The organism is Chthonomonas calidirosea T49, from assembly GCF_000427095.1.
GTDB lineage: Bacteria > Armatimonadota > Chthonomonadetes > Chthonomonadales > Chthonomonadaceae > Chthonomonas > Chthonomonas calidirosea.
This window is the reverse complement of the sequence record NC_021487.1, coordinates 731530-755322: the sequence shown is the minus strand read 5'-3', so window position 1 is coordinate 755322 and position 23793 is coordinate 731530. Positions and strand designations below refer to the sequence as shown.

Genomic DNA, 23793 nt, shown 5'->3' with positions numbered 1-23793 from the left:
AGAGCGAAGAATGAAATGTGATATATTGGTCGTTGGAGCCGGTCATGCGGGCTGTGAGGCCGCTTTAGCCGCGGCTCGGCTTGGTTGTAGCACAGTTGTTGTCACCCTGAATTTGGAAAAGATCGCCCATCTTCCTTGCAACTGCTCCATTGGGGGACCGGCCAAAGGGCATTTGGCACGCGAGATAGATGCGCTTGGTGGGGAGATGGGACTAAATACCGACCGCACGCTAACGCATATTCGCTTTGTGGGCACCGGTAAAGGGCCTGCAGTAAGAACGTTGCGCGCTCATGTAGATAAGACCCTCTATCCGCGTGCCATGCGCCAAGTGCTAGAGCAAACCCCGAATTTGGAGCTCCTGGAGGCCTCCGTTGAAGAGTTGATCGTGGAGGAGTATTGTACCGACTCCATGCGGAAAGTGGTCGGAGCGCGATTAGGCGATGGGAGGGAGATCGAGGCGCAGGCCGTGATCGTGACGACGGGTACATTCCTAAATGGCCTCATGCATTGTGGCGAACAGCAGACGGTTGGAGGACGTTTTGGCGAGGACCGAAGCGTTGGCCTGTCGTTGGCGTTACGACAGTTAGGCTTTCGCATGGGGCGTTTTAAAACGGGGACGACCCCTCGAATTCATAAGGATAGTGTGGACTTTGAAGCTTTAGAGGAACATCCTTCTGAAGATTGCCCGCCATTTTCTTTCCTGAACGATCGGCTTGTTATTGAGCGTCCTCTCTTGCCTTGTTGGCAGACACATACGAACGCTCGTACCCATGCGATCATTCGAGAAAACCTGCATCGCTCGGCCATGTATGGAGGGAGGATCGAAGGCATAGGCCCGCGCTATTGTCCAAGCATTGAGGATAAGGTTGTGCGTTTTGCGGATAAGGAGGCTCATCCGGTTTTTCTTGAGCAAGAGACGTGGGAAGGCCCCTCACTCTATGTTCAGGGCATGTCTACAAGCCTGCCCGCGGATGTTCAACTTCAGTTCTTGAAAACGTTGCCAGGCCTAGAGCATGTGGAGATGATTCGGCCGGGCTATGCCGTTGAGTACGACATGGTTTTTCCCGATCAACTTTTTCCAACGCTGGAAACGAAACTCGTTAAGGGGCTTTTCTTGGCTGGGCAGATCAACGGCACAAGTGGCTACGAAGAGGCTGCGGCGCAGGGATTGGTGGCCGGTATCAATGCAGCGCTCTGGGTACAGGGTAGACAGCCGCTCGTGCTTGCTCGCCAAGAGAGCTATATCGGCGTCTTGATAGATGATCTGGTGACGAAGGGGGTAACCGATCCCTATCGCATGCTGACGGCTCGTGCAGAGCACCGTTTGGCTCTTCGTCATGATAACGCTGACTTGCGGCTGACGCCGGTGGGTTGGCGTCTTGGGCTTGTGACGGAGGAGCGATATCGGCGTTTGCTTGAAAAACAGAGCCGCCTGGCAAGAGAGCGCGAACGGTTTGAAAACCTGTATGTACTATCTCATCAGTCGGAGGCGTTAGAAGCTTTAGGAACGGCTCCCGTAGGGAAGAGTCGAGTGAGCTTCTATGAGTTGCTACGTCGGCCAGAGTTGCGCTATACGCAGTTGGACGCACTGGCAAGGGCGCTCTATCCCGATCTCGCTCACCCTGAGCCTCTTCCGTCCGATGTTGCCGAGTTTTTTGAGATAGAGGTAAAGTACGAGGGGTATATTTCTCGCCAAGAGCAGCAAGTGGAGCGCGCCAAGCGTCTAGAGGCCATCGAGATCCCGGAGGATATAGATTACGCTGCTGTGCGCGCCTTGTCATATGAGGGCAGAGAGAAGTTGGAGCGGGTCAGGCCTCGCACCCTAGGTCAGGCTGGAAGAATACCGGGGTTGCGGCCGGGCGATATTCAAGCCCTCTACATTCATTTGGAGTTACGGAGGCGCCGTCGTGAGACTGAAGCCGTTCTGGCATCATCCGGGTAAAGTAGTTAACTAGGCGGGATCAGCAGCTTGATACGCAGATCGGAGGAAAGGCTGTTGTTGGGGCTTCGAATAAGGGCTTGGCATGCGAGCCGAATACGAGGTTGATAGACATTTTCCAGAATCAACCTATCGCGTTCCGCCTCCTCCATAGGAGATAGCAGTTCCGCGCCTGCTTCAACGAAGACTCGGCAAGTAGTGCAGGCACAGTTGCCCCCACATTCGTGCGGAAGGGCGATGCCAGTGTCTAAGAGCGCATCGAGTAGCGTATAGCCTTCTACAGCTAGGATTCGGTTGACATCCGAACCTTTCTCCTCTTCAAGGCTGACACCCTCCCTCTCAACGATAATTTCCACCTGTGCTTTCATAAATTTGCTCTAAGGCAGAACGGTAATTTGGGTTGGAAAGACGCCGTCGTCTATAAAGCGTTCTCCCGCTACGACGAGGCCTGCTCGGTAAAGATGTGTGCCAGGAGTCTGTACACGAATGAAGCCCTTAACTTCCAGGGTTTGATGTGCCGGCAAGGTGGCTTGCCCGAAGCCAAACCGATAGGGCCACAGGCCTGGCGGAAGATCGCCAGGATGATCGGAGGTAACGGCGAGCTCGAGCGTTCCTGCCTCTTCCTCGTAGCCCGCCTGCTGCCATGATTGGTTTTCGTTGTAGACGAAACCGGGTTTGGGCGCTTGCATGAGAGGGGCAGCGACCGGTAAGTTGTTTTTAAGGACGAAGGTCACTTTTAACAGCTCGCCCACATGAAGCGTTTTTGGCTCGAAGCGGACCTCAATCAGATGGGGAACATTTTGAGGAAGAACCTCCACAAAAAGAGACAAGGGAGGGGTGAGATATTCCCCCTGGCGCTCTAGGAGGAGGTTAAGCCCACGGGATGTCAAGATGGTGTAGGGTAGTTGGAATCGGATGGACGATTCCGTGTGGGCTATCGGCCAAACGATCTTGCCGTTGACACGTAGCCGTCCACGACCAAGGTGTCTTCCTTCGAGCGTAACGATATCTCCTGGGTGCATTGGGTTTGGCATTACCGTTTGAATATCTGAAGTGCTTGCAGGATAGTCCACGGCAATGCGCGCGATGTGGCTCCAACCATATCCATCAAAAAGACGCAGCTCGGCTGAGGAAGCGTGAGGCCGATCCCAAAAATCGGTTGGTATTTCCAGCTTTAAATGATCCTTGCGATAGGCTTTGACCCACAGGGGAATGCCGTTCAGTTCAACAACGGGTACGACAAGGGGAAGGCGCAAGTGAAGGTTGGAAAGAAGGAGTGGCTTGCCGACCTGGAGTTTATACGGTAGGGGAGGAAGAGTAGCTCGATCGTCCTCAGAATAGACGACGGGATCGCGATTTTGATAGTGAGATAGCGGATCGGCTTCAATATAGCTCGTAGGAGATACCACCGAGAATTGAGATGGGAGACAAAAGAAGTTATGGAAGAGGTCTGCTTGTGTGTTCAGAAGTTTTAATGGGGTTCTGGCTCCATAGAAGAGATTACCCGTTATATGATAAGGTCCGGAGGGAACAGAATCACGGCCATTTTGTCGCAGATAAACCAGAGGCGTATCTTGCTTTGGGACGTCGAAACCGAAAACGTTGCCTTCTAAGAGAATGTTTTGGCCATTTTCGATCTCAACGGCCCTTGTGGTGTCGTTGATGCACTCGTTGCCCCGCACTTTTGTATTGCGGGAATAGCCGAGCCATAATCCATAGTTTGAATTAGAGCAGTTATTCTGCTCGATGATCGTGTTGGCCACCAGGTCTACCTCGATGGCATTGTTAGGACTAAAGGAGCAGTCATTGTTGCGAAAACAGTTGTTGTCGGAGCTGAAACGGGGCGGAACGGTATGTCCTGGGACGAGGGGGCCTTCATTTGCGCGAACGAAAATGCCGTCGCCGCCAAAGCGAAAGTCATTTCCTTCTACCAGGTTATTGCTGCTGGCATGTTCCAAACAGATGCCGGCCGAATCGAGAGTTGACCATCCGCCGAGAGCTTGATAGAGCTGCCCTGCTCCTGTTGTACACCAGATAGCGCGGTTATTGCGGATGATGTTATGGCTGGCTTGCCATAGGTGTATTCCCCAATTGTTGTTGTAGGAGAGAGCGCAGTTGGTAAGGATACAGTTTTGAGAACGCACCAGATCAATACCATCCCATGCATATTGGGCTATGCTGTTGGAGATGGAACAATATGCGCTGTTACGCACCAAAATTCCGGCTCCCCATTGGTCTTGGGGTTGGTTTCCACTTTCATCAATGATAGTACCGACCTTCGGACATCCGTTATGAGATAGATCGCTATCTAGTATACGAATTGACCGACAGTTTTCGATAAGAATGCCATAGAGACAGCCTGCCACGTTGGCATGGCGGATCGTGATGTTATGCGAATGGACGATATAGATGCCGATGCCGCGGTTATGGTAAGCGCCACGGATGCGAACGTTACGTAGGTCGAGGGTAAAGTTTTGACCACGGACAACCAGCATAGGGAGATCGCGGTCTTCGAGGGTGTAAGTGCCTGGGCGGAAAATGGTGGCTTTTGAGACGACAGAATTTGGCTTTAGCACAACTTGCTGTGCTTGCAAAGAGAACGGGCAGAGTAAGAGGGTTGTATAGAGCATCCCTTGATAAGCCGTAAACAGAGTATTGGGATACCGGTAGACAAAACGGCTAGGCATATGCGACCTTCTCGGGTAGAACAGGATTTAAGCAGGACTATCAAGCACCTCGCGAACTTTTCGTAGAAGACCACTCGGTGTAAAAGGTTTAGGTAGAAAGAAAATACCTTGTTCGAGCACACCCTGATGGACGATGGCGTTTTCCGTGTAGCCTGAGATATAGAGGACCTTCTCGACCTTGCGAGTTTGCCGGAGGTGTTCGGCGAGATCGCGTCCGCTCATGCTGGGCATAATGGCGTCGGTGATAAGAAGATGAATGGGGTCGGGATGACGCTCGGCAAGCCGGATGGCCTCGTCTCCAGAGCCTGCTTCCAGCACCGTATAGCCTTGCGCCCGAAGCGCGGAAGCGGCAACTTCACGCACGCTCGGTTCGTCTTCGGCGAGGAGGATAGTTTCTGTGCCCTTAGGCACCGGGGGTAGGGTAGATTCATGCGGTTGAAGCTCTTCTGGGGCGCCTTCGGCGTGGGGAAGGAATATTTTAAAAGTTGTACCATGTCCCGGCTCACTGTAGAGCCAGATATGGCCTCCAGCTTGCTTTACGATGCCATAGCATGTTGCAAGGCCAAGACCGGTGCCGCGGCCTTGCGGTTTCGTGGTAAAAAAGGGTTCAAAGATGTGTTGGTGAATACTTTGGTCCATTCCTACCCCAGTATCGCTCACCGTAAGCATAACATAATTGCCGGGGCGTACCTCCTCATGGCGCTGGGCATAGGTTTCATCAATAAAGACGTCTTCCACGCCGATCGTGAGCACGCCACCTTCAGGCATTGCATCGCGTGCATTGACCGCCAGGTTCACAAGTATCTGCTCCATTTGACCAGGGTCTACCTTGACCAGATGAACCTGTTCCACTTTGACGCGCAACTCGATATTTTCCCCGATAAGCCTTTGGAGCATAGGCTGAATGTTTTGGACGAGTTCATCAAGACGGATGAGGCGGGGTTGTATGATCTGACGACGCGCGAAGGCCAACAGCTGCTGAGTAAGCGTTGCGGCACTCTCAGCAGCGCGCTCTGTGTCGCGAAGTCGCACTTGAACCGGGTGATTGGGGGGAAGCTCTTCGGAAGCGAGCTCCATGTAGCCAAAGATGGCGGTGAGAACGTTATTGAAGTCATGTGCGATACCTCCGGCAAGCCGGCCGAGACTCTCCAGTTTTTGAGCGGCCAATAGCTCCTGTTCGAGGCGTTTTTTCTCGGTGATATCCATGCCGCAGGCGACTAGGCCGATAACCTCGTTTTCTGAGAGCAGGGGCACCCAGCCAAACACTACATTCCGAATAGAGCCATCTTTGCGGAGAGCGCGGACCTCAACATCGGTTACAGAGCTTTTCTCGTGTAAAGTGCGGTCGAACATCGCTTGCAGTCTTTCTGCCTCGTCGGGAGGAACCGCCATAAGAAACGATTGGCCGATAAGCTCTTCAGGAGTGTAGCCGAGGAGTTGAGCGGCCTTCTGGTTGACATAGGAAAAGCGCCCTTCTCTAGCTATGACCACGATAGAAATCACACTGTTTTCGAGGACTTTGTCGCGGAACTCTTTCTCTTTTTGGAGCTGGTCGAACTGGGAACGGCCTAGTGTTAAGGAGCGCTCGTAGTTGCTCGAAAGTGTTCTTAAATTATTGAACCCCCAAAAGACGAGGGTAATACTGGTAAGCGAGAGCAGGCCTATAATAGCAAACATGAGGATGAGATTATCACTGTACGTACGAAGCCGCTGCGTTAGCAATCTCTTCTCTTCCCCAATAAAGGCACCTAGAAGGACGTCTAGGTTTTGGTGAGCACGAAATGCATGTAGCGCGACGGCTTTGAGAACGGAACTTCGTGTGGGAGCAGCAATGTTTTTTTGGGTAGCATAACGCCAATCGGCTAATAAAGTTTTGACGGTGTTGAGCCGGCGGACTTGGATAGGGTTATCGGCAATCTCTCTTTGTAGCGACGAGATAGAACGAGAGAGCGAAACCGTGACGGCTTGATATGTGGTAAGGGAGGTGGGAGAATGGAAGATGAGAAAGTGGAGATAGGCCGATTCGGCCTCATTAAAGTTGCGTTGAAGGTTTTCGGCATTGGAGACGACCTGATAGGTATGATTTACCCAAAAGATAGCATTTCTAAGGGCAAGTACGTTCCAGAAGAGCACGCCAATGAGAATGGCCTCGGCGCCAAGAGGGATGGCGAGAGAGGAGAAAAAACGGCGTCGAAAAATGTTGGTATCAGGTAGTGTGTACGGCATATAGCTACCTTTCCATTGTTTTTCTACTTATATTCAAGAAAGGGGATAACGAATCCTACATACCTCAATTGTCTTGTAGCGTCTTTTTATGGAATAAGTGCAAACCTCTGGATAAGTTCCCTAGAGAGAGTTAGGGCTAAAGCAAGTCTATCTGTTGAAGGGAATGGCCCTATAGTGGCAAGGCTACATATTCGGGTAGTATTTCGTATCATGTCTAGGCTTAATCACGTGAAAGGAGAACTTGGACGATGAAGACAATACGGTTCAACCCAGAGGCTATTCCAGGAAGGTACCGTATTACCTACAAAGTGCGCGATGCGCATCGTGGATACCCGATTCGAGAGGTCGAGGTGCTAGCTACTCCCGAGGAGATCGCCACGTTTGTGAAGGACGGTTATCTAGTTCGGGAGCGCTTGATCCCGATGGATCAGGTGGAACGGCTCCGTTGTGCGTTGGATGAGGCGATTGCGGCGGATACGAATTTAGAAACAGGGGGCGGGCGCGCTTTTGGAGGGATATTCATCCGCCATCTTTTGGATAAGCACCCGACGTTTTTGGAGTTGCTAACCTTTCAACCGACGCTATCAGTTGCTAGGGCACTGCTGGGCCCTTCGGTGCAGTGGCGCGGTCTAACCGGTCGCGTCTGTTTCCCGGATGATCCAAACAAGGAGACCGAGTGGCATTTCCACCAGCGAGTGGTTCCCGACCCCATTCCGCCATTCTTTGCTCGCCCTGAAACGATCGAGGTGCTGCTCTATCTAGACGATATAGATGAGAGAAGTGGGCCTTTGTGCGTCGTGCCGGGTTCGCATCATTGGTTGGAGCGCGATCTCGACAAGGACGTTTTTGATGACAAACCCGGCCAAGTGGTTTTGAAAGTACCAGCTGGCAGTGCGGTGATCATGCATGGTTCCTTATGGCATCGCGCCATGCCCACTCAACCAGGCTGCTCTATGCGGCGTCTGCTGCTATGGAGCTATGGGCCAACCTGGCAGAAGCCGAGCATCTACGGAGTTAAACCCGCCAACGGGCTGACTGCGCAACTTCTTGCCGATCCCTCTACCGACGAGGAGATCCGGGAGCTGCTTGGTGTTGCCGGATATATGTAGGTATAGCTGGGCATATACCGGGACAGCTGTTTGTAACAACATGCCCTTGCATTGGGGAAAGGAGGTGTGGAATACTAAAGCAAACATAAAGATTTTAACAGGTATTTGAGATGGTCAGTAGGCTGCAGTACGGATGGCAAAGAGTAGGCGTTTGCATTGGTATATTTGGTGTTATTGCGGCATCTCTGTCGGGCTGTGGAGGGGGAACAAGCGGTGTAGGGGGCAGTGCAGGAGGTTCAAACTTACCTCCACCGACTCCTGGCCCCTACACAGGCCGTGCAGCTTGCAGTGCCAACCCACATCAGAATGGACGAGCGCGTTGGACGATCCTCATCTACATGCAGGCTGCTAACAATCTGCAGCCCTACAGCTTGGAAAATGTAGCGCAGATGGCCTCAGTGGGCTCCGATAGCAACATTAACATTGTGCTGCAGTGGAAGCAGATACCGGCTAGCAAAACCAATAACTGCCCAGACTGTAACCCCTCCTTTTATGGAGTTCGAAGGTACCTTATTCATCAGCACAGTCAGGCCGATATCAATGCGATAAGCAATGGCGATACGCGCCCGTTGAACAGCGATCGGTTGCCGGACCCGCCCGGAAACACTCCTGTCAATACTACCGGTTTCAAGGACACCTTGCCCGACCCCAATGGCCGTCCCAATGGCACTGAAGATATGGGAAGTTATCAGGCGTTAGCGGACTTTGTGCGGTGGGGAACTCAGACCTTTCCTGCTGATAATGTGGCATTGGTGATATGGGATCACGGTTCCGGGTGGTTAAATGTCTACCGCTCGGCTGAGAGCAAGGTCGCGCCGCCCAATGTCGGGACGAGGGCTGTTGCAGAGGATGACGAATATACCGATGAGATTGAGACATGGGAGTTGCCTCAGGCCTTGGCGGCAGCGGCACAGCCGATAGATATGCTTATTCTTGACTGCTCTCTTGAACAGATGATCGAGGTGGCCTATGAAGTTCGGCATTCTGCTCGAATCATGGTCGGTTCAGAAGAGAGTCCGCCGGCGCCTGGCTATCCGTATGACAAATGGCTTGGCGATCTGAAAGCAAGCGGAGGCACATTTACCGACTGCGATTTAGGAAACGCGATCATCCATGAGTTTATCAATGATCCACTCTATGTAAACAATACAGGAGGGTATGCCTCTGAGCTTACGCAGTCCATGATAGACCTAAGTCGAATGGATAGTACGGCCAGTGCGCTCGACAATTTTGGAGCTGTGCTCAGCATTCATGTGAACGACCAGCAGAATCTGTTTTATCGGCTTCGTCAGGACCCTAATTTCCAAAACCGTCAGCTTGGCGGAGCACAACACTACACGACGAGCTATCGAGACAATAAGGACTTGTGGGACTATGCGGAGCTGGTAAGAACGGGGACATCCGATACGGACATGCAGCAAGCGGCCATTGCTATGGAGAATGCACTTACCGGGCCAGACGGAGCTATTCTTGAATCGATGCACGGTCCAGCAGGGCAAGATGGTTCTCATGGGCTGGCGGTCTATGTGCCAGCACCAAGTGGTTTTATCAACTCCTACTACAATCTCGCCATCACCCGTGCGGCCCCGCATTGGCCACGCTTTTTGTTGGCGCAGGTGAAGTGAGAAGTTATGCCATGCTGATGGGGTCTATATCAACCATGATGAGAGGGCGCAGGGAAGAGGGCAGTGAGTCGAGCGCTTGACGAATGAGGAGATGCAGCGGGAACTCGACGGAAGTGCGGAGGACTACATGATGGCGAAATTGCGTCTTGAGTTTGGGGATAGAGGCTGGTGCCGGTCCAATGATCTCCACGGAGGCAGGACGAAGACGAGCAAGCACAGCTGCCAATCGTTCCGCTCCGGATGCAGCCACCTCTTCATTTGTGGAAGCGCAGATCAGGTTGGCGAGGCGGCTAAAAGGCGGGTAACAAAGCTCCTTGCGATAGATCAGCTCCTGGCGGTAAAAGGCAATGTAGTCGTGCCGGCTCGCCGCTTGAATGGCATAGTGTTCCGGACAGAAGGTTTGGATGATGACCTCGCCAGCGATATCCCCGCGACCGGCTCTGCCCGCCACTTGGGTCAACAGTTGAAAGGTACGTTCCGCTGCACGGAAGTCTGGCATATTGATGGCGGTGTCCGCGTTAATGACCCCAACTAAGGTAACTTTCGGAAAATCGAGGCCTTTCGCGACCATTTGAGTACCGATGAGAATATCGGCCTCTCCCTGTCGAAAATCGCGCACGATGCGCGCATGCGCCTCTTTCCGCGTAGTAGTATCGCGGTCGAGCCGCGCTATGCGAGCCTGCGGAAAACGGAGCAAGGCCTCCTCTTCCACACGTTCAGTTCCCAGCCCAAAACCTTTTACCCGATTGCCACCGCATTGGGGGCAGAGCAGAGGAGCCGACGACAGATAGTTACAATGGTGGCATTTAAGAGAGCGGTCGGCTAGATGGAAAGCTAAAGAGATAGCACAGTTCGGACAACGTGCCGTCCAGCCGCAATCTCTACAGAGAACGAACTGGGAGTAGCCGCGCCGATTTAAAAAAAGGATGACCTGCTCGCGCCTGGATAGTCGGTCGGCAATGGCCTCAACAAGAGGTTGAGCGAAGAGTGTCGGCTTCTTCTGAAACTCCTGACGCATATCAACGATGTGGACGTGAGGCAAGGGGCGGTTATCTACTCGCTCTAGCATTTCGATACGCTCTATTGTGCCGCACTCCGAAGCGTAGAAACTTTCTAGTGCTGGTGTGGCACTACCCAACAGCAACACGGCATTGTTGTATTGTGCGCGCTCCTCGGCCAGCGCACGCGTACTATAGCGCGGTACTTTCTCCTGTTTATAGGATGGTTCGTGCTCTTCATCCATAATGATAAGCCCGATGTTCTGAAGGGGAGCAAAGATGGCAGACCGAGCACCAATGACGATGTGCGCTTCACCGCTTTGCACACGGCGCCATTCATCGTAGCGTTCGCCTTCCGACAGCCTCGAATGTAGGAGGGCGACCTGCTCGCCGAAGCGACCGATGAACGTGTCGGCCACCTGGGTGGTGAGGGCGATCTCTGGCAGGAGAACAAGGGCGTTAAGCCCTTGGGAAAGGGTATAGGAGATAGCATCTAGGTAGACCTCGGTCTTGCCGCTGGCGGTAACACCGAAAAGCAGAAGCGTTTTTGGGGAGCGAGATTGTAGGAAGGAACGTATTCGTTGTGTTGCCTGTTGTTGGGATTGAGTAAGGGAAGGGGGAGCGGTGCGCCTCGAAGTGGCCTTATAGGGTAGGCGATAACGAGTAGTTTCACGTACCGAGAGAATGCCTTGTTTTACTAAGGCGCGCAGAGAGGCGTAGGAAGCGCCGCTGCCTTCGATGATCTCTGCCGCCGTCATCTCTGCTTGACCAGCACGCGTGTTCTCCTGCAAAACATGCAGAATCTGCTGTTGTTGAGGACTTCTGCGCCCTAAGCCTGCCAGCCCAATGACCTCAGCAGCTGGGCCAAGGGAGTAGAGTTTAATTTTTTGGAGTGCGGTGCCACTTCGCACGATCTCGCGCTTCTCTAGGAGGAGCTGCTTCGACAGAAGAGTTTTGTAGACCGTGCGAAAGTCGTCGAGAGCCGCCGCTTTGCGTAGCTCTTCAAGTTCGGCCTCTCCGCCAAGGGAGTAGAGGGTCTCGATGAGATGGGCTTGTTTTACCGCTTTGCCGAGGTCTCTACCGCGCAGATTAGGGTCGCGAAGGCGAACCTTGATCGTAAGCCGAGCCCCTAGCGCATTGGGTGCCACACAGCGCAGGGCGTCCTGAAGGCTACAGACGTAGTGCTCTTCCATCCAACGCGCCAGCGCGATCTGTTCAGCGGTTATGGAGATGGCTTCGGGCACAATGCCGAGAATCGGCTTCAGTTTCGCGCAAAGAGGATCGTCTTGGGGCAACGTTTTACGTTCTAGAACGTAGCCCAGTACCTCCCTGCCGGCAAACGAAACGTGTACGCAGTGACCGACCTTCAGTTGATTCCGCAGAGATTCGGGAATGAGATAGCTATAGGTGGGTGCCAGGTCTGGCGCCTCCACATCCACGACAACTTCGGCAATATCGTAGACGGCGTATTCTTCCCAAAGACTGCCGGTCTGGCTATGAGCATCGGGCTGGATCATGGGCTTTGGGAGGGATCGGATGAGGTCGCATCGTCTACGCTAGACGCGGTTGCAGCGGATCGTTTGGGAATTCGTAGGGGAACACGCGGCTCTGTGCCAGCGCGTAGCCGTTGCATATTCGGTTTATGGCGATAAAGAGCGAGCAGGCCGGCGGCCAAGCTGAAAAAGAGGCGTGGCGAGTCGTGAGGGTAGAAGAGGGCAGTCCAGATCGGCAGTGCGATAGCGATACTAATGGAGGCTAAAGAGACATAGCGAAAAGCCAGCAGGACGGCAAAAAAGACAGCGAATTCTGGAAGGATCACTTTGGGGGCGATGCCGATGAGAGCACCGGCGCTTGTCGCGATGCCCTTGCCTCCTCGAAAGCCAAGCCAGACGCAGTAGTTATGCCCAATAATAGCAAACAGCCCTGCGAGCACCTGATAGAGTGAAGAAAGATGCCATTGAGAGGCCAGTAGCGGTGGAATTGCGCCTTTAAGGACGTCGAGTAGAAATACGGCAAGGCCAGGCCCCTTACCGCAGATGCGCCATACGTTCGTCATGCCAATGTTGCCGCTGCCAAGGGTGCGGATATCCACACCTTTCAGCAGGCGAACAACGATGTAGCCAAAGGGGATGGAACCCATTAGGTAGCTACCAACCAGTAGAAGTATCGGCAAAAGGCTAGTCGGCATAGAATCGGCTTTCGAAAATGCGACGGGCTTCCTTCATCGCACTACGGATATCGTTTAGGGCTTGTGAACCTTCTTGATCGTCCACATAGCCAAGAAGTCGAGCCAGTGCACATACAGATATTTTATCTTCTGGAAGCCGATCTTGCGATCGGCCGGTATAGAGCCAGAGGGCATTTCGTGCACGTGCGAGCTGCAGATAGGTGGCGATGAGCACATCGGCTTCGGCGTTATCGAGGAGATGCGCGTCGGCGAGATGGCCGAGTGTTTGCACGGTATTCGGGCATCGTAGGCTGGGATTGCGGCGTCCATACTGCATTTGGAGCCATTGGGCAAGCCATTCGATGTCGAGTAGGCCGCCGTGACCGAGCTTTAGGTCACTGGTACGAAGATGTGGTTCAAGACGCTCTGTTTCGATACGATGCTTCATGGTGCGCATGGCGTCGGTGTAGTTTTTGGGGAAGGGGTTAGGGTAACTGATCGCCTGCAGAACTTGGGTCGCGTAGGCCCCCTGTTTGGCGTTACCAGCGACGAAACGCGCTTTTAGGAGCGCCTGCTTCTCCCAAATTTCACCGCTCGTTTTGTGATAGTGATACAGAGCTTTCGGGCTTGTGACCAGCGTCCCATCTTTTCCCCAAGGACGAAGTCGCAAATCGAGTGCGATCGGCAAATTATGTGTCGTGAGATGGGCTATAGCCTCTTCAAAGAGCTCGATGGCTTGCTGTAGGGTCTGCGACCGAGCCGTATCGTGGAGGAAAGATTCGTCATAGAGGAAAATGACATCCCAATCGCTGGCGTACCCTAGCTCTTGCCCGCCCAACTTCCCCAGGCCAAATACAGCTAATGGGGCAAGCACTTGCCGTGTATCGGCACTATTGCGGGTTAGAAGTTCTTGGGCGCAGAGTTCCAATAGTATCTGGATCGTCTGTTCAGCGAGTTGCGTTAAGCGGTGTTGCACTTCGAGCACATCCACCTCGCCCCAAATATCTCGTGCGCCGATCTCAAGCCATTGTCTTTCGAGATTGGTGGCTAATGCCTCTATTTGAGCGCTGTAGCCTTGTAGTTTTAGCAGAGGTGCCCACCAGTCACGCGATTCCTCTTCAGGGTTAATGAGACTTTCTAGCCATTCTTGATGCCTGACTAGGCGCTGAAACAACGGGGGAGAGCCTCCGGCAAGTCGCAACAGTTTATCCAACATCTGTGGGCTGTCATCGCAGGCGGCATAGAGCTGAGCGCGGTTGGGCACAGCGATGGCGAGAGCCTCGAAGCCAAAGAGTGCGGCATCGGGATTAGGAGCTCGAGCGGCCATTTCGAGAAGACGCGCTGCGATATTCTTGAACTCGATGGGGGTATCGGGGGGCATACCCCCATATTCATTTCCTCGCATCGGCATCTGCAGCAGAGGGATAAGCTTTTCCGGATGGTGGAAGCCATGCCCTTGGAGAAGTTGAATGAGCTGGTCGTGAGAGGCCGGGCTGTCTATGGTGTCAAGGAGGATGGCAAGATCGGACCCCGCAGTGGCTGGAGGACTTGAGAGCGGCATTTCTCCATAGAACAGATTCTGAAGATAGGTATGCACGCGGCTACGTCGTTGGGCCAGCTCCGTTTCAAAAGCGTCCGACGAGTCAAAACCCATTCGACGCGCTAGGCGCAGACGTTCGGGTGAGTGCGGGGGAGGGAGTGTTTGGGTTTGGTGGCCGTGAAGCAGTTGAAGACGATGCTCCAAAGTTCTTAAAAAGACGTAGTCCTCGGCCAGATCGCGATGAGTTTCTTTGGACAAAACACCGGCTTGATGGAGGCGTTGAAGCGCTTGAAGGGTATTTGACGTGCGTAGAGAGGGTAGTTTGCCGCCGTGAAGAAGCTGAAGGCGTTGAACAATGAACTCAATATCGCGAATGCCACCGTAGCCTACTTTGATATTGCTTTCGGTTTGTCTTTCAAGAGCGCATTTGCGTTCGATACGGCGCTTGTTTTCGACGATAGAGGCGATAAGCTCTGGAGGCGGGAAGGGATTATAGACGAAGGGAGTGATCAGGCGATGGAACTCTTCGCCAAGAGCCCGGTTGCCGGCAACAAAGCGGGCTTTGATCAGCGCCTGTAGCTCCCAAGGCTCCGCCCAGTTTTCATAGTAGAAGCGATAGGCTGAGAGTGAGCGAACAAGGGGGCCAAAACGGCCTTCTGGGCGAAGGCGCATGTCCACACGAAACACATGACCGTGGGCGCCCTCTTCGGCTAGGATTTTGATAAGGGTTTCGGCAAGGCGGTTGAGCCAAGCAAGTGCATTGATAGAGGTCCCATCCTCGAGAAGAAGGGTTTCAGGCAGATCGTCGGCATGAACAAACATCAAGTCTATGTCACTGCTGTAGTTCAGTTCGCGGCCACCCAATTTGCCCATAGCGATGATCGCAAAGGAGGGAGGAGGCTGCGCCAGCTTTGGTAAGGTGGTGTAAGCGATGTCGAGGGCCGCTTGCAGGCAAGCGTCAGCTAGGTCGGAGAAGGCGCGGGCGGTCTCCGCTAGGCTGGCAATGCCCGCGAGATCGCGCACGCCGATGCGAAGCATCTCGCGTGCTTTCCATCGTCGCAGGGCCTCTCGTTTCAGTTCAGGGTAGCGGCAGGCCTCTACAAGGTTACGAATCTCGCGTGTAAGTGTCGCGACCGGACGCCTTTCGCCACGCTGACCTGGGTCGGCAATAAGTTCAAAGCATTCTGGCTGACGTACGAGTAGATCGGCAAAGACCTGACTACTGCCGGTAACGATGCAGAAGATTTCGAGGGCAACGGGATGAGCAGAGAGCAGATTCAGATAGGCGATGGGATTACCAGTGGCCTCAAACCAGCGACAAAAGGCGAGGAGAGAGCGATTTGGGTCGGGGCTTTCATGAAGCGCTCTAAACAGAATTGGGTAGAGGCGCTCCAGATCGTCATCGGTGACGCCCCGACCGGCAAGCTGGGTAAGGCGCTGGAAAGCTTGGTGTGGGTCTTCGATGCCGAGCGATTGTAGTGCGGCCATCGGCGTGTCTACGGGTTCCATAGCAACTGCGATTCTACTCAAAACATGAATATGCTGTCGAATCATAGATAGTCATAGTCTCAAAAGCAGGCTCGATGGCCGCTTGAGAAGGAAGCCCATATTTTTGCTTGTCCGTCTGTTTGACAGGTTCCCTAGGGTTGAGTGTATAATAAAAGCAACGATGTACGGAGTGATGTCCGAGCTGGCCTAAGGAGCACGACTGGAAATCGTGTAATGGTCGAAAGACCATTCGAGGGTTCGAATCCCTCTCACTCCGCTTCGCTATCGTCCCTAGTTGGTGTAAGCATTTGTTGTTTCGGGGTATAGAGGAAAGTGAGGCAGCATTCAGCTCCCCGAAACAGCTGTGGGTTGAATTGGAGGAACCCTCCCGCGTGACATTGAACCCCATACAGCGTGTGCGCTTCTGCGTGCGCTATCTACTTATGTTAATCGCCTTACCCTGCGTTTATATGGGTGGGGTTTGTTTAGCGCTCCTTTGGCATGAACACGAGGCCAATGCGAATTTTGCCGAGCTGCATCTGCCTCGAATGTCAGCACCGACCGCCCAAACACGGCTGTTGGTGTTTGCGCCTCATCCGGATGATGAGACATTAGGGTGTGCTGGGCTTATCCAACAGACTCTTGCAGCCGGTGGACGGGTGAAGGTCGTTATTTTAACCAATGGCGATGGGTTTCGTACCGCAGTGGAGTGTGACACCCACAAGATGCGCGTGGGGCCAGCAGACTTCCTCCAGTTTGCCGCTCATCGCCAGCAAGAGTCGTTAACGGCGCTCTCTAAACTTGGTCTTTCAGCAAACAATGTACTCTTTCTTGGCTACCCTGATCAGGGTTTAGAGAAGCTTTGGCTGGATTTCTGGACGCCGGAGCGACTCTACACCTCTCCTTACACACGGGCAAATAGAGTGCCCTACTCTAAAGCGCTGTACCCCAATGCACCCTACTGCGGCATCAAGCTTTTAAAGGCCATAGAGCAGATAATGCGCGATTTCCAGCCCAACCTTATTGCGGTTACCGACCCGCAAGAGGATCATCCCGATCATCGAGCGGCCTCCTATTTCGTGTCGCTAGCCCTTGAGGAGTTAAGGCGGCAGCCAAGCACGGTAAATTGGGCTGATCGGGTGCTTTTGGTACACTATCTGGTGCATCGTGGCGATTGGCCTCAGCCTCAGGGGATCGCCTTAACTTTTCCGCTAATTCCGCCACGCGGTATGTTGCATCTTGGTACCCAATGGATGTCGTTGCCCCTAACCGTGGTGCAGGAACGACGAAAACTGGAGGGGATCGAGGCCTATCATAGTCAAACGATGATGATGGCGAGGTTTTTAACCTCTTTTGCGCGTCGTACCGAGCTTTTCGGGGTGTTGCCTAACGAGACCTTGCCACAGTTGGAAGGGCGTACGCGATTAGCATCAGGGGGCAACGGAGGGCATTGGTGGCAGGCAACGACTCCCGTCTTTCTCGATGCCGTTGGAGATAATCTGCTACGAACGCTAGAGGGCGGTGCTGATCTACGGGCGGTCTGTGCATGCCGAAGAGGAGAAACGCTTTGCCTCGATTTAGAGTTCTGTCAGCCGGTCAGCGCTCGTTATCGGTACGTATTGCAATTGCGGGCTTTTGATGAGGATGGGCACTCTGCGGCAACAGCCCTTCGTCTAAGGCTGCCGGTGACCAACCAAGCGCTGCCAGAAGGCGGCTGGGTGCGTGTGGATGGACGGCATCTGACGGTGGTGTTGCCTTGGCGATTGCTGGAGCAAGAGACAGGGAATAGGCAAGTAGCGAATATTAGTTTTGGAGTTAAAGCCTATCTGTCGCGGGTTCTCATCGATCAAAGCGGCATGTGCTTGCTCTCTGTGAAGCCCGCTAATAAAAACGATCATGCCCTCACGATGTTAAGGGGTGGGTAAGAGGGCTATGCGATTGGGAATTATCGGAGGCACTTTCGACCCGATTCATTATGGGCATCTGTTTGTAGCTGAGGAGGCGCGTGTCCGCTTTCGGTTAGATAAGATCCTTTTTGTGCCGGCCGGCATTCCGCCGCACAAGAAAAATGAGGAGATCACCCCAGCAAAACATCGTTATGCAATGACAGTTATTGGCATTCATGGCAATTCGGCGTTCGAATGCTCTCCTATTGAGATTGAGAGAGGTGGAGTCTCCTATACGATAGATACTTTGATCAGTCTGCGCGAGCAATATCCACAGGATGAGTTTTTTTACATTACCGGAATTGATGCTATATGTGATCTGCTGACTTGGCATCGGCATTCGGACGTGATGCGGATGGCGCGGTTCATCGCAGCAGCTCGTCCTGGGTATTCGCTCAATCGTCTGCGCGATCGCTTGCCGTTGGAGTATCTAGAAAACATTCTGTTGCTCGGTTCCACCATGCTCGACATCTCTTCTACTGAACTCCGCCATCGGGTTCGCCATAACCTACCTATTCGCTACCTAACACCAGACGGTGTGGTAGAGTATATTCGGAAACATCGGCTTTATAAGTGAGGAACGCGTGAGAGGCGCAGGGCGTCTATATTAGCAGAGCGGAAAGGTTATCCGGTGGATTTATGAAAAAAACGGGTGTCATTACAGCCGAAGAGAAGTTACGAGTTATTGCCAGCGCTGCCGATTCCGTGAAGGCAGAGGAGATGGTAGCCCTCGATCTGCGCGATCTAACGATTATTGCAGACTATTTTTTTATCTGCACTGGAAAGTCATCGATCCAAATTCGGGCCATTGCTGATAAAGTAGAAGAGAAGATGGAGGAGCGTGGTCTGCGCAAGTTGCGCGTCGAGGGATATCAGGAGGCTACTTGGATATTACTGGATTATGGAGATGTTGTAGCGCATATTATGGCAGCTGAGCAGCGAGCTTTTTACGACATCGAGTCGTTCTGGTCGGCAGCGCCACGTATCTCCATAGAGAGATTATTGGAGGGGCAACATGAGTCCCAACGAAGAACACGACACCAAGACACCGTCGAGTAGTACTGAGCGGACTCAGGCGATGTCGCCCTTGCACGGGCCGGAGATAAAGGCTTCGCCGCCAATGGATGAGCGGGTTTTAGAGGTAGCTCAAGAGCTGATACAGCAGGGCATTACACCGGAGCAGGCCAAAAAGCTTCTGGTAGCGGGCGGACCTGGCAACGACGGGTCGTCGCCTACCGGGGCTAGCCAAACGACGAGAGGATCGGGAGCTGAAGTCTCGTTAAGCGAGCTTATTGCGCGCAAGATCGAGGCTCAGGCGGAGGCGGTCAAGAAGATAGATTTAGGTTTGCCCGACTTTCGTGAGGCGACTTTACAAGAGAAGTATGAGGCTGAACGCCTTCAGCGTGAAGCCGAGCTTTTACGTCGCCGGGAACGTTATCGGGAGGCCGAGGCCAAATGCCGAGAGGCGTTGTCTAAAAACCCAAAAGATGCTTTGGGTTTGGAGCTGTTAGGCGATATTCTCCAGGGGCTAGGTCGCGTGGACGAGGCGATGGCGGCCTACTATCGTGCCACGCTGGCCGATCCGAGGCGCGCTTCAGCGGAGAAAAAGTTTGGCGATCTTTTGGTAAAGCAGCAAGATTGGGGCGCGGTGATCACCGAGGACGTGGAGAAACATCCCTTCGTGGGGCTGTTGCTCTCGGCGCTGCTGCCCGGACTTGGGCATTGCTACTACGGAGAGACTATCAGGGGGCTTATCTATTTCGTGATAGATGCCATTCTGCTGGCTATTCTCCTATGGCTAGTGCCCCATTCCCGTGGGATAACCGTGGGATTGCTAGGAGTAGCGTTGTTGGCGTTGCTCTACTACTGTTTCGTGTTAATAGACATGCGTCTGATTTCGCGCCGGACGGGCGGCGTCTAGTTTTTCAATAGAAGGGAAGTGGTGAAGTGAAGATACATGAGTATCAAGCGAAGGAGGTTTTAGCCCGCTTCGGGGTTCCTATTCCGCGTAACGCCGGTGTAGCCTTTAAGCCGGAGGAGGTGCGCGAGAAGGTCGCCCAATTAGGTGGCAAGGGGGTTTTAAAAGCACAGGTGCATACGGGGGGCCGAGGAAAGGCTGGCGGTATCCGTATTGCCTCGTCACCGGAAGAGGCAGAGAGGTTGGCCCAACAGATGCTGGGAATGCTCTTAAAGACCCACCAAGCGCCGGCGGGTTTGAAAGTAGAGAAACTTCTCATTGAGGAGCCGATAAGCATTCAGCAGGAGATCTATGCTGGGGTCGTGCCGGATAGGGTTAGTAGATGCAACGTGCTTATTGTGAGCGCTAGAGGGGGTATGGATATTGAGACGGTGGCAGCGGAGGAGCCAGAAGCAGTGGTGCGCCTACCCATTGACCCATTGGAAGGCCCTCACGATTTTGAGATTAGGCAGGCCTGCTATAAGGCGGGTTTGGACCCTGTTTTGGTCAATCGTTTAGTTGGTCCACTCCGTGGACTTTTGAACGCTTTTGTGGGGGTGGATGCATCCTTAGCCGAGATCAACCCCTTGGCCGTAACGGAAGATGGACGTGTTTTAGCGGCCGATGCCAAAATCGAGATAGACGACAGCGCGCTCTTTCGGCATCCCGATCTGGCCGCTTTCGCCGAGGAGAGCGAGGAAGACCCTTTAGAGGCCCAGGCCCATCGTCTCGATATCGCCTATGTACGGCTTAAGGGGGAAGTAGGAATTATTTGCAATGGAGCAGGGCTAACGATGGCAACAATGGATGCCGTTCAAAGAGCTGGAGGCCGCCCTGCCAACTTTTTGGATGTTGGAGGTGGGGCGCAGTCGGAGCGGGTGAAGACCTGCTTGGGCATTGTGCTTTCCGACCCGCAGGTTCGCGGCGTTTTAATCAATATTTTTGGCGGGATCACGCGCTGCGATGAAGTTGCCAAAGGCATTGTAATGGCCAAGAATTCATTAGAGGTGAAGGTGCCTTTAGTGGTTCGTTTGGCCGGTACGCGAGCTGAAGAGGGAGCGGCCATCCTTGCACAAGAGGGTATTACGCCAGCGGCGACGATGCCCGAGGCAGCCGAGAAGATCGTAGCGCTAACCCGTTAGCAGGGTAGATGACGGCCTTCGCGGAAGAACAGCATGAGCGTGGAGCTACAGGCAGGGCATGGCAGGCACTAAAAGAGATCTACTCGGCTTGGGAGGCCAACAAAGTCCATATCCCTGCAGATCGACTTGCCAATAGAGAGTTCCGCGCTCGGCGTTATCTGAATGCGCATGAACGTAGGTGGTGTGCCGGGCATTTTTTCAATGCCATTCGTTTTCGGCGTAAGTATCAGTGGCTTTTGAAGCGGTTGGGGCTAGAAGAGAATCCTAACACTCTTTTACAGCTCCACCTAAGCCTGTCTCCTGCTTCAACTCGGCCTCCTCATTTCCAGGGCATTACTGAGGAGGAGCGCTTGCATGCAGCCGTTGCCGATCTGCCCACACCAGAATCTCCCGAGGACTATATCCGTTTTGTGCTCTCTTTCCCCGACTCGCTTGTTCAGACGCTTCTTCAAATCTTTCCGGTCGAGGAGGCGATTCGGGCTGCCCAGGCATTCAATCAGCGGGCCCCGACGACTCTGCGGATAAATCCTCTACGGATATCGCGAGAGACGTTTCTGAAACTACATCCTGATCTTAGACCGACTCCTTGGTCTCCTTGGGGAGTCTATGCGCCTGCCGGTGTCAATGTTTACACGCTGCAGGGTTATCGGGAGGGATGGTTCGAAATTCAAGAGGAGGCGAGCCAGCTGAGCGCCATTCTTGCTGGCGTGAGGCCAGGCGATACCGTGGTCGAGATTGGGGCTGGGGGTGGGGGAAAAACGCTCGTTTTAGGCGCATTGATGGAAAACAGAGGGCGCATTCTTGCGATAGATGTGCATGAAGGACGACTAAAGGAGCTAATAAAGCGTGCACGACATGCTCAGATTCGCTGTGTGGAACCTCTCTTGATGGAGGCGGATACAACCGGTCGGTGGCAACACCGGGGGAGAAGCTGGCGTAGAATAGAAAAAATACACGGTCGTGCTCATTGTGTGCTCCTCGATGCACCGTGTAGTGGAAGCGGTGTGCTCCGACGCAGCCCCGATGCCCGTTGGCGGGAGGTGCGCATAGAGGAATTCTCACAGATACAGCGAAATCTGCTATTAGAAGCGGCCTCGCTAGTGGCTCCGGGAGGGCGAATCGTTTACGTTACCTGTGCATTCGAGCCACAACAAAACGAAGAGGTGGTGGAGTGGTTTCTAAGTGCTCCGGAAGGCCGGGGGTTTCGTAAGGAGCCGATTTTAGAGGCGCTTAGAGGTGCTTGGAAGAACGCGGCGGTTTTAGCCGAGGAAAAGTCGCATGGCAAGCCAAGCCACGACACGAAGGATATGCCGCCTCTCGAGGCGCTGTGTGTGGAGGATTTTATACGTACTTGGCCGCATAGGCATGATCTCGATGCCTTTTTCGTGGCGCTTTTGCGCCGATGCGAGTAACCGATGGAAACTGCCGAACGACAGCATCAAGAGGCTCTTCGTCTCACCGAAGAGGCACGCGTCATTCGTGCACATGGAGGCAACCGCGAGAGTGTGCGGCTGCTTCAGCTCGCCTTGTTACGCTATGCTGAGGCAGAGCGGTTGGCTGGGTGTGAGGGGTTAGAGCCGAATGAGTTATGGCTTCGTGCCAGAGCCGAGGCGTGCACACTCTGTGCCGAGTGGCTCGAACAAGAGGATAGGCCGGCAGAGGCTGCGCGAACCTACCAGGAGGCCACCGATGTGTGGGGCCAATTGGCGGGGTGGCCCGATTCGCGAGAACGCATGAAGGAATGCGCTCATCGCGCTGTGGCGTGCTGCCGCACTTTAGAGGGACATCCGTTCGGAAGACTAGCCCTTTTGCTCGTACATTATGAGCATCAGCTGAATTTGCTCGCGCTGAGGACGGATACGGAGGCAGAGCAGGCTTATCTCTGTGTACGCATTGCGACCACCCTTTTTCGACGGGGTTATGCGCTCGAGGCGTTACCCCGCTACGAAAGAGCGATAGAGCTTTATGCAGCTGCACCAGCCACACCGGCCCATCTCTTTGCGATGGGGGAGTGCCACCAAGCGTTGGGGAGGTTGCACGCGGAGGCTCTCGAAAATTTAGAGCGGGCGTTGTTCCACTATCGGGCGGCACTGGCTCTCTATCGAACAAGTGAACTGAATGGGGAGAGGGAGAAGGCGGTGATAAACGCATGTGAAAAGACCCTCGCCGATTTGCTTACGAGATATGAAAGGCATCAATGAGAGACAAGTAGATGGAAATGGACAAAAAGATCTTCGATATCCCGCTGTTTCCGCTACATACCGTGCTGTTTCCGCACATGCCACTGCAGTTGCATGTCTTTGAGACGCGCTATAAGGTGATGATTGACCGCTGCTTGCAGCAGGGTAGTCCATTCGGTGTGGTGCTTATTCGTGAGGGGGATGAGGTTGGAGCACCTGCTGTTCCGTTTGATGTAGGATGTACCGCCCAGATACTTGGAATGGAGCGCTTTGAAGATGGCCGAATGAAACTGGTGGTGGCCGGACGATATCGGTTTCGGCTGATAGAATATGCGGAGGCCGACCTGCCTTACTTAGTTGGAAAAGCCGAATTACTTGAAGACAGGCCCTATGACTCGCGGCGGATAGCGCCGCTGACGGGAAAGCTTGCTGCCCTTTTTGTTCGCTATCTAGAGATGCTGGCCACGCGTTCTGGAGAGGTTCTGCCGCCGGTACAACTTCCTGGCGATCCGGTGACGCTCTCCTTTTGCGCAGCTTCGGTGCTATTGCAGGACGCCGAAGAAAAGCAGATTCTCCTAGAGTTAACCGACACGGCGCAGCGGATCGAGCATGAGATTTTGTGGTTGAAAGGCCAGATGACGCTGTTGGAAGATATGGAGAAGCTTAATGCCGAGCAGGGTTCTGAAGGGAAGAAGGAACTCGCAAAACCTGTCAACCTCGCTGACTCGGACTGGCAAGATTTTCTTAAGAATAGCCTTAACTAAAGGTCTTCGCTCATAGATAGAGAGA

At 53.6% G+C, this 23793-nt stretch carries 17 protein-coding genes and 1 tRNA gene; 12 read left to right on the top strand and 6 right to left on the bottom strand.

What is annotated here, in order from left to right; all coding sequences use genetic code 11:
- Window positions 1-10: 10 nt before the first annotated feature.
- Entirely contained in the window at window positions 11-1942 is a 1932-nt protein-coding gene (gene mnmG, locus CCALI_RS03290) for a tRNA uridine-5-carboxymethylaminomethyl(34) synthesis enzyme MnmG (RefSeq protein WP_016482052.1), read from the top strand.
- Between the two features lie 5 nt (window positions 1943-1947).
- On the opposite strand, the gene CCALI_RS03285 is transcribed toward mnmG, so the two are convergent.
- Genes CCALI_RS03285 through CCALI_RS14790 form a run of 3 tightly spaced genes read right to left on the bottom strand, consistent with a single transcriptional unit; the run spans window position 1948 to window position 6852 of the window.
- A complete protein-coding gene (locus CCALI_RS03285) occupies window positions 1948-2307 on the bottom strand; it encodes a 2Fe-2S iron-sulfur cluster-binding protein (RefSeq protein ID WP_016482051.1) in 360 nt (119 codons plus the stop codon).
- Between the two features lie 9 nt (window positions 2308-2316).
- The gene (locus CCALI_RS03280; protein ID WP_016482050.1) at window positions 2317-4626 is read right to left on the bottom strand and encodes a right-handed parallel beta-helix repeat-containing protein; all 2310 of its coding nucleotides are present in this window, start codon (window positions 4624-4626) and stop codon (window positions 2317-2319) included.
- A 27-nt stretch (window positions 4627-4653) separates the two neighbouring features.
- Entirely contained in the window at window positions 4654-6852 is a 2199-nt protein-coding gene (locus CCALI_RS14790; protein WP_016482049.1) for an ATP-binding protein, read from the bottom strand.
- A gap of 248 nt (window positions 6853-7100) precedes the next feature.
- On the opposite strand from CCALI_RS14790, the gene CCALI_RS03270 reads away from it, so the two are divergent.
- On the top strand, window positions 7101-7961 hold the full coding sequence (locus CCALI_RS03270; protein WP_016482048.1) for a phytanoyl-CoA dioxygenase family protein: 861 nt from the start codon (window positions 7101-7103) through the stop codon (window positions 7959-7961).
- Between the two features lie 110 nt (window positions 7962-8071).
- The gene (locus tag CCALI_RS03265; RefSeq protein WP_016482047.1) at window positions 8072-9586 is read left to right on the top strand and encodes a clostripain-related cysteine peptidase; all 1515 of its coding nucleotides are present in this window, start codon (window positions 8072-8074) and stop codon (window positions 9584-9586) included.
- Between the two features lie 4 nt (window positions 9587-9590).
- On the opposite strand, the gene priA is transcribed toward CCALI_RS03265, so the two are convergent.
- Genes priA through CCALI_RS03250 form a run of 3 tightly spaced genes read right to left on the bottom strand, consistent with a single transcriptional unit; the run spans window position 9591 to window position 15800 of the window.
- Window positions 9591-12101: a primosomal protein N' gene (gene priA / locus CCALI_RS03260; RefSeq protein WP_016482046.1), complete on the bottom strand. Its 2511-nt coding sequence runs from the start codon at window positions 12099-12101 to the stop codon at window positions 9591-9593.
- Window positions 12098-12772, bottom strand: coding sequence for a glycerol-3-phosphate 1-O-acyltransferase PlsY (plsY, locus tag CCALI_RS03255; protein ID WP_016482045.1), 675 nt, complete (start codon window positions 12770-12772; stop codon window positions 12098-12100). The genes priA and plsY overlap by 4 nt, the downstream gene beginning before the upstream one ends.
- Window positions 12762-15800, bottom strand: a complete 3039-nt coding sequence (locus tag CCALI_RS03250) for a [protein-PII] uridylyltransferase family protein (protein ID WP_172636621.1) — start codon at window positions 15798-15800, stop codon at window positions 12762-12764. The genes plsY and CCALI_RS03250 overlap by 11 nt, the downstream gene beginning before the upstream one ends.
- Before the next feature lie 166 nt (window positions 15801-15966).
- Here CCALI_RS03250 and CCALI_RS03245 point away from each other — a divergent pair.
- From CCALI_RS03245 to CCALI_RS03205, 9 genes are all read left to right on the top strand, one after another.
- A tRNA-Ser gene (locus CCALI_RS03245) sits at window positions 15967-16056 on the top strand.
- 115 nt (window positions 16057-16171) lie between these two features.
- A complete protein-coding gene (locus tag CCALI_RS14785) occupies window positions 16172-17704 on the top strand; it encodes a PIG-L deacetylase family protein (protein WP_016482043.1) in 1533 nt (510 codons plus the stop codon).
- A gap of 7 nt (window positions 17705-17711) precedes the next feature.
- On the top strand, window positions 17712-18302 hold the full coding sequence (gene nadD, locus CCALI_RS03235; RefSeq protein ID WP_044948812.1) for a nicotinate-nucleotide adenylyltransferase: 591 nt from the start codon (window positions 17712-17714) through the stop codon (window positions 18300-18302).
- A gap of 62 nt (window positions 18303-18364) precedes the next feature.
- Window positions 18365-18784, top strand: coding sequence for a ribosome silencing factor (gene rsfS / locus CCALI_RS03230; RefSeq protein WP_016482041.1), 420 nt, complete (start codon window positions 18365-18367; stop codon window positions 18782-18784).
- Window positions 18741-19646 (top strand): tetratricopeptide repeat protein, encoded by a 906-nt coding sequence (locus tag CCALI_RS03225; protein WP_016482040.1) that lies wholly within the window; start codon window positions 18741-18743, stop codon window positions 19644-19646. The genes rsfS and CCALI_RS03225 overlap by 44 nt, the downstream gene beginning before the upstream one ends.
- Before the next feature lie 26 nt (window positions 19647-19672).
- The gene (gene sucC, locus CCALI_RS03220) at window positions 19673-20824 is read left to right on the top strand and encodes an ADP-forming succinate--CoA ligase subunit beta (RefSeq protein ID WP_016482039.1); all 1152 of its coding nucleotides are present in this window, start codon (window positions 19673-19675) and stop codon (window positions 20822-20824) included.
- An 8-nt stretch (window positions 20825-20832) separates the two neighbouring features.
- Window positions 20833-22236, top strand: a complete 1404-nt coding sequence (locus CCALI_RS14780; RefSeq protein WP_016482038.1) for an RsmB/NOP family class I SAM-dependent RNA methyltransferase — start codon at window positions 20833-20835, stop codon at window positions 22234-22236.
- Window positions 22237-22239: 3 nt separating this feature from the next.
- Entirely contained in the window at window positions 22240-23025 is a 786-nt protein-coding gene (locus CCALI_RS03210; RefSeq protein ID WP_016482037.1) for a tetratricopeptide repeat protein, read from the top strand.
- Window positions 23026-23042: 17 nt separating this feature from the next.
- Window positions 23043-23768 (top strand): LON peptidase substrate-binding domain-containing protein, encoded by a 726-nt coding sequence (locus tag CCALI_RS03205; RefSeq protein WP_075162297.1) that lies wholly within the window; start codon window positions 23043-23045, stop codon window positions 23766-23768.
- Window positions 23769-23793: the final 25 nt, after the last annotated feature.

Bases quoted from the DNA above. Each gene is read 5' to 3' on its own strand.
- mnmG (WP_016482052.1), top strand. From the start codon at position 11: ATGAAATGTGATATATTGGTCGTTGGAGCCGGTCATGCGGGCTGTGAG.
- CCALI_RS03285 (WP_016482051.1), bottom strand. From the start codon at position 2,307: ATGAAAGCACAGGTGGAAATTATCGTTGAGAGGGAGGGTGTCAGCCTT.
- CCALI_RS03280 (WP_016482050.1), bottom strand. From the start codon at position 4,626: ATGCCTAGCCGTTTTGTCTACCGGTATCCCAATACTCTGTTTACGGCT.
- CCALI_RS14790 (WP_016482049.1), bottom strand. From the start codon at position 6,852: ATGCCGTACACACTACCTGATACCAACATTTTTCGACGCCGTTTTTTC.
- CCALI_RS03270 (WP_016482048.1), top strand. From the start codon at position 7,101: ATGAAGACAATACGGTTCAACCCAGAGGCTATTCCAGGAAGGTACCGT.
- CCALI_RS03265 (WP_016482047.1), top strand. From the start codon at position 8,072: ATGGTCAGTAGGCTGCAGTACGGATGGCAAAGAGTAGGCGTTTGCATT.
- priA (WP_016482046.1), bottom strand. From the start codon at position 12,101: ATGATCCAGCCCGATGCTCATAGCCAGACCGGCAGTCTTTGGGAAGAA.
- plsY (WP_016482045.1), bottom strand. From the start codon at position 12,772: ATGCCGACTAGCCTTTTGCCGATACTTCTACTGGTTGGTAGCTACCTA.
- CCALI_RS03250 (WP_172636621.1), bottom strand. From the start codon at position 15,800: ATGGAACCCGTAGACACGCCGATGGCCGCACTACAATCGCTCGGCATC.
- nadD (WP_044948812.1), top strand. From the start codon at position 17,712: ATGCGATTGGGAATTATCGGAGGCACTTTCGACCCGATTCATTATGGG.
- rsfS (WP_016482041.1), top strand. From the start codon at position 18,365: ATGAAAAAAACGGGTGTCATTACAGCCGAAGAGAAGTTACGAGTTATT.
- CCALI_RS03225 (WP_016482040.1), top strand. From the start codon at position 18,741: ATGAGTCCCAACGAAGAACACGACACCAAGACACCGTCGAGTAGTACT.
- CCALI_RS14780 (WP_016482038.1), top strand. From the start codon at position 20,833: ATGACGGCCTTCGCGGAAGAACAGCATGAGCGTGGAGCTACAGGCAGG.
- CCALI_RS03210 (WP_016482037.1), top strand. From the start codon at position 22,240: ATGGAAACTGCCGAACGACAGCATCAAGAGGCTCTTCGTCTCACCGAA.
- CCALI_RS03205 (WP_075162297.1), top strand. From the start codon at position 23,043: ATGGACAAAAAGATCTTCGATATCCCGCTGTTTCCGCTACATACCGTG.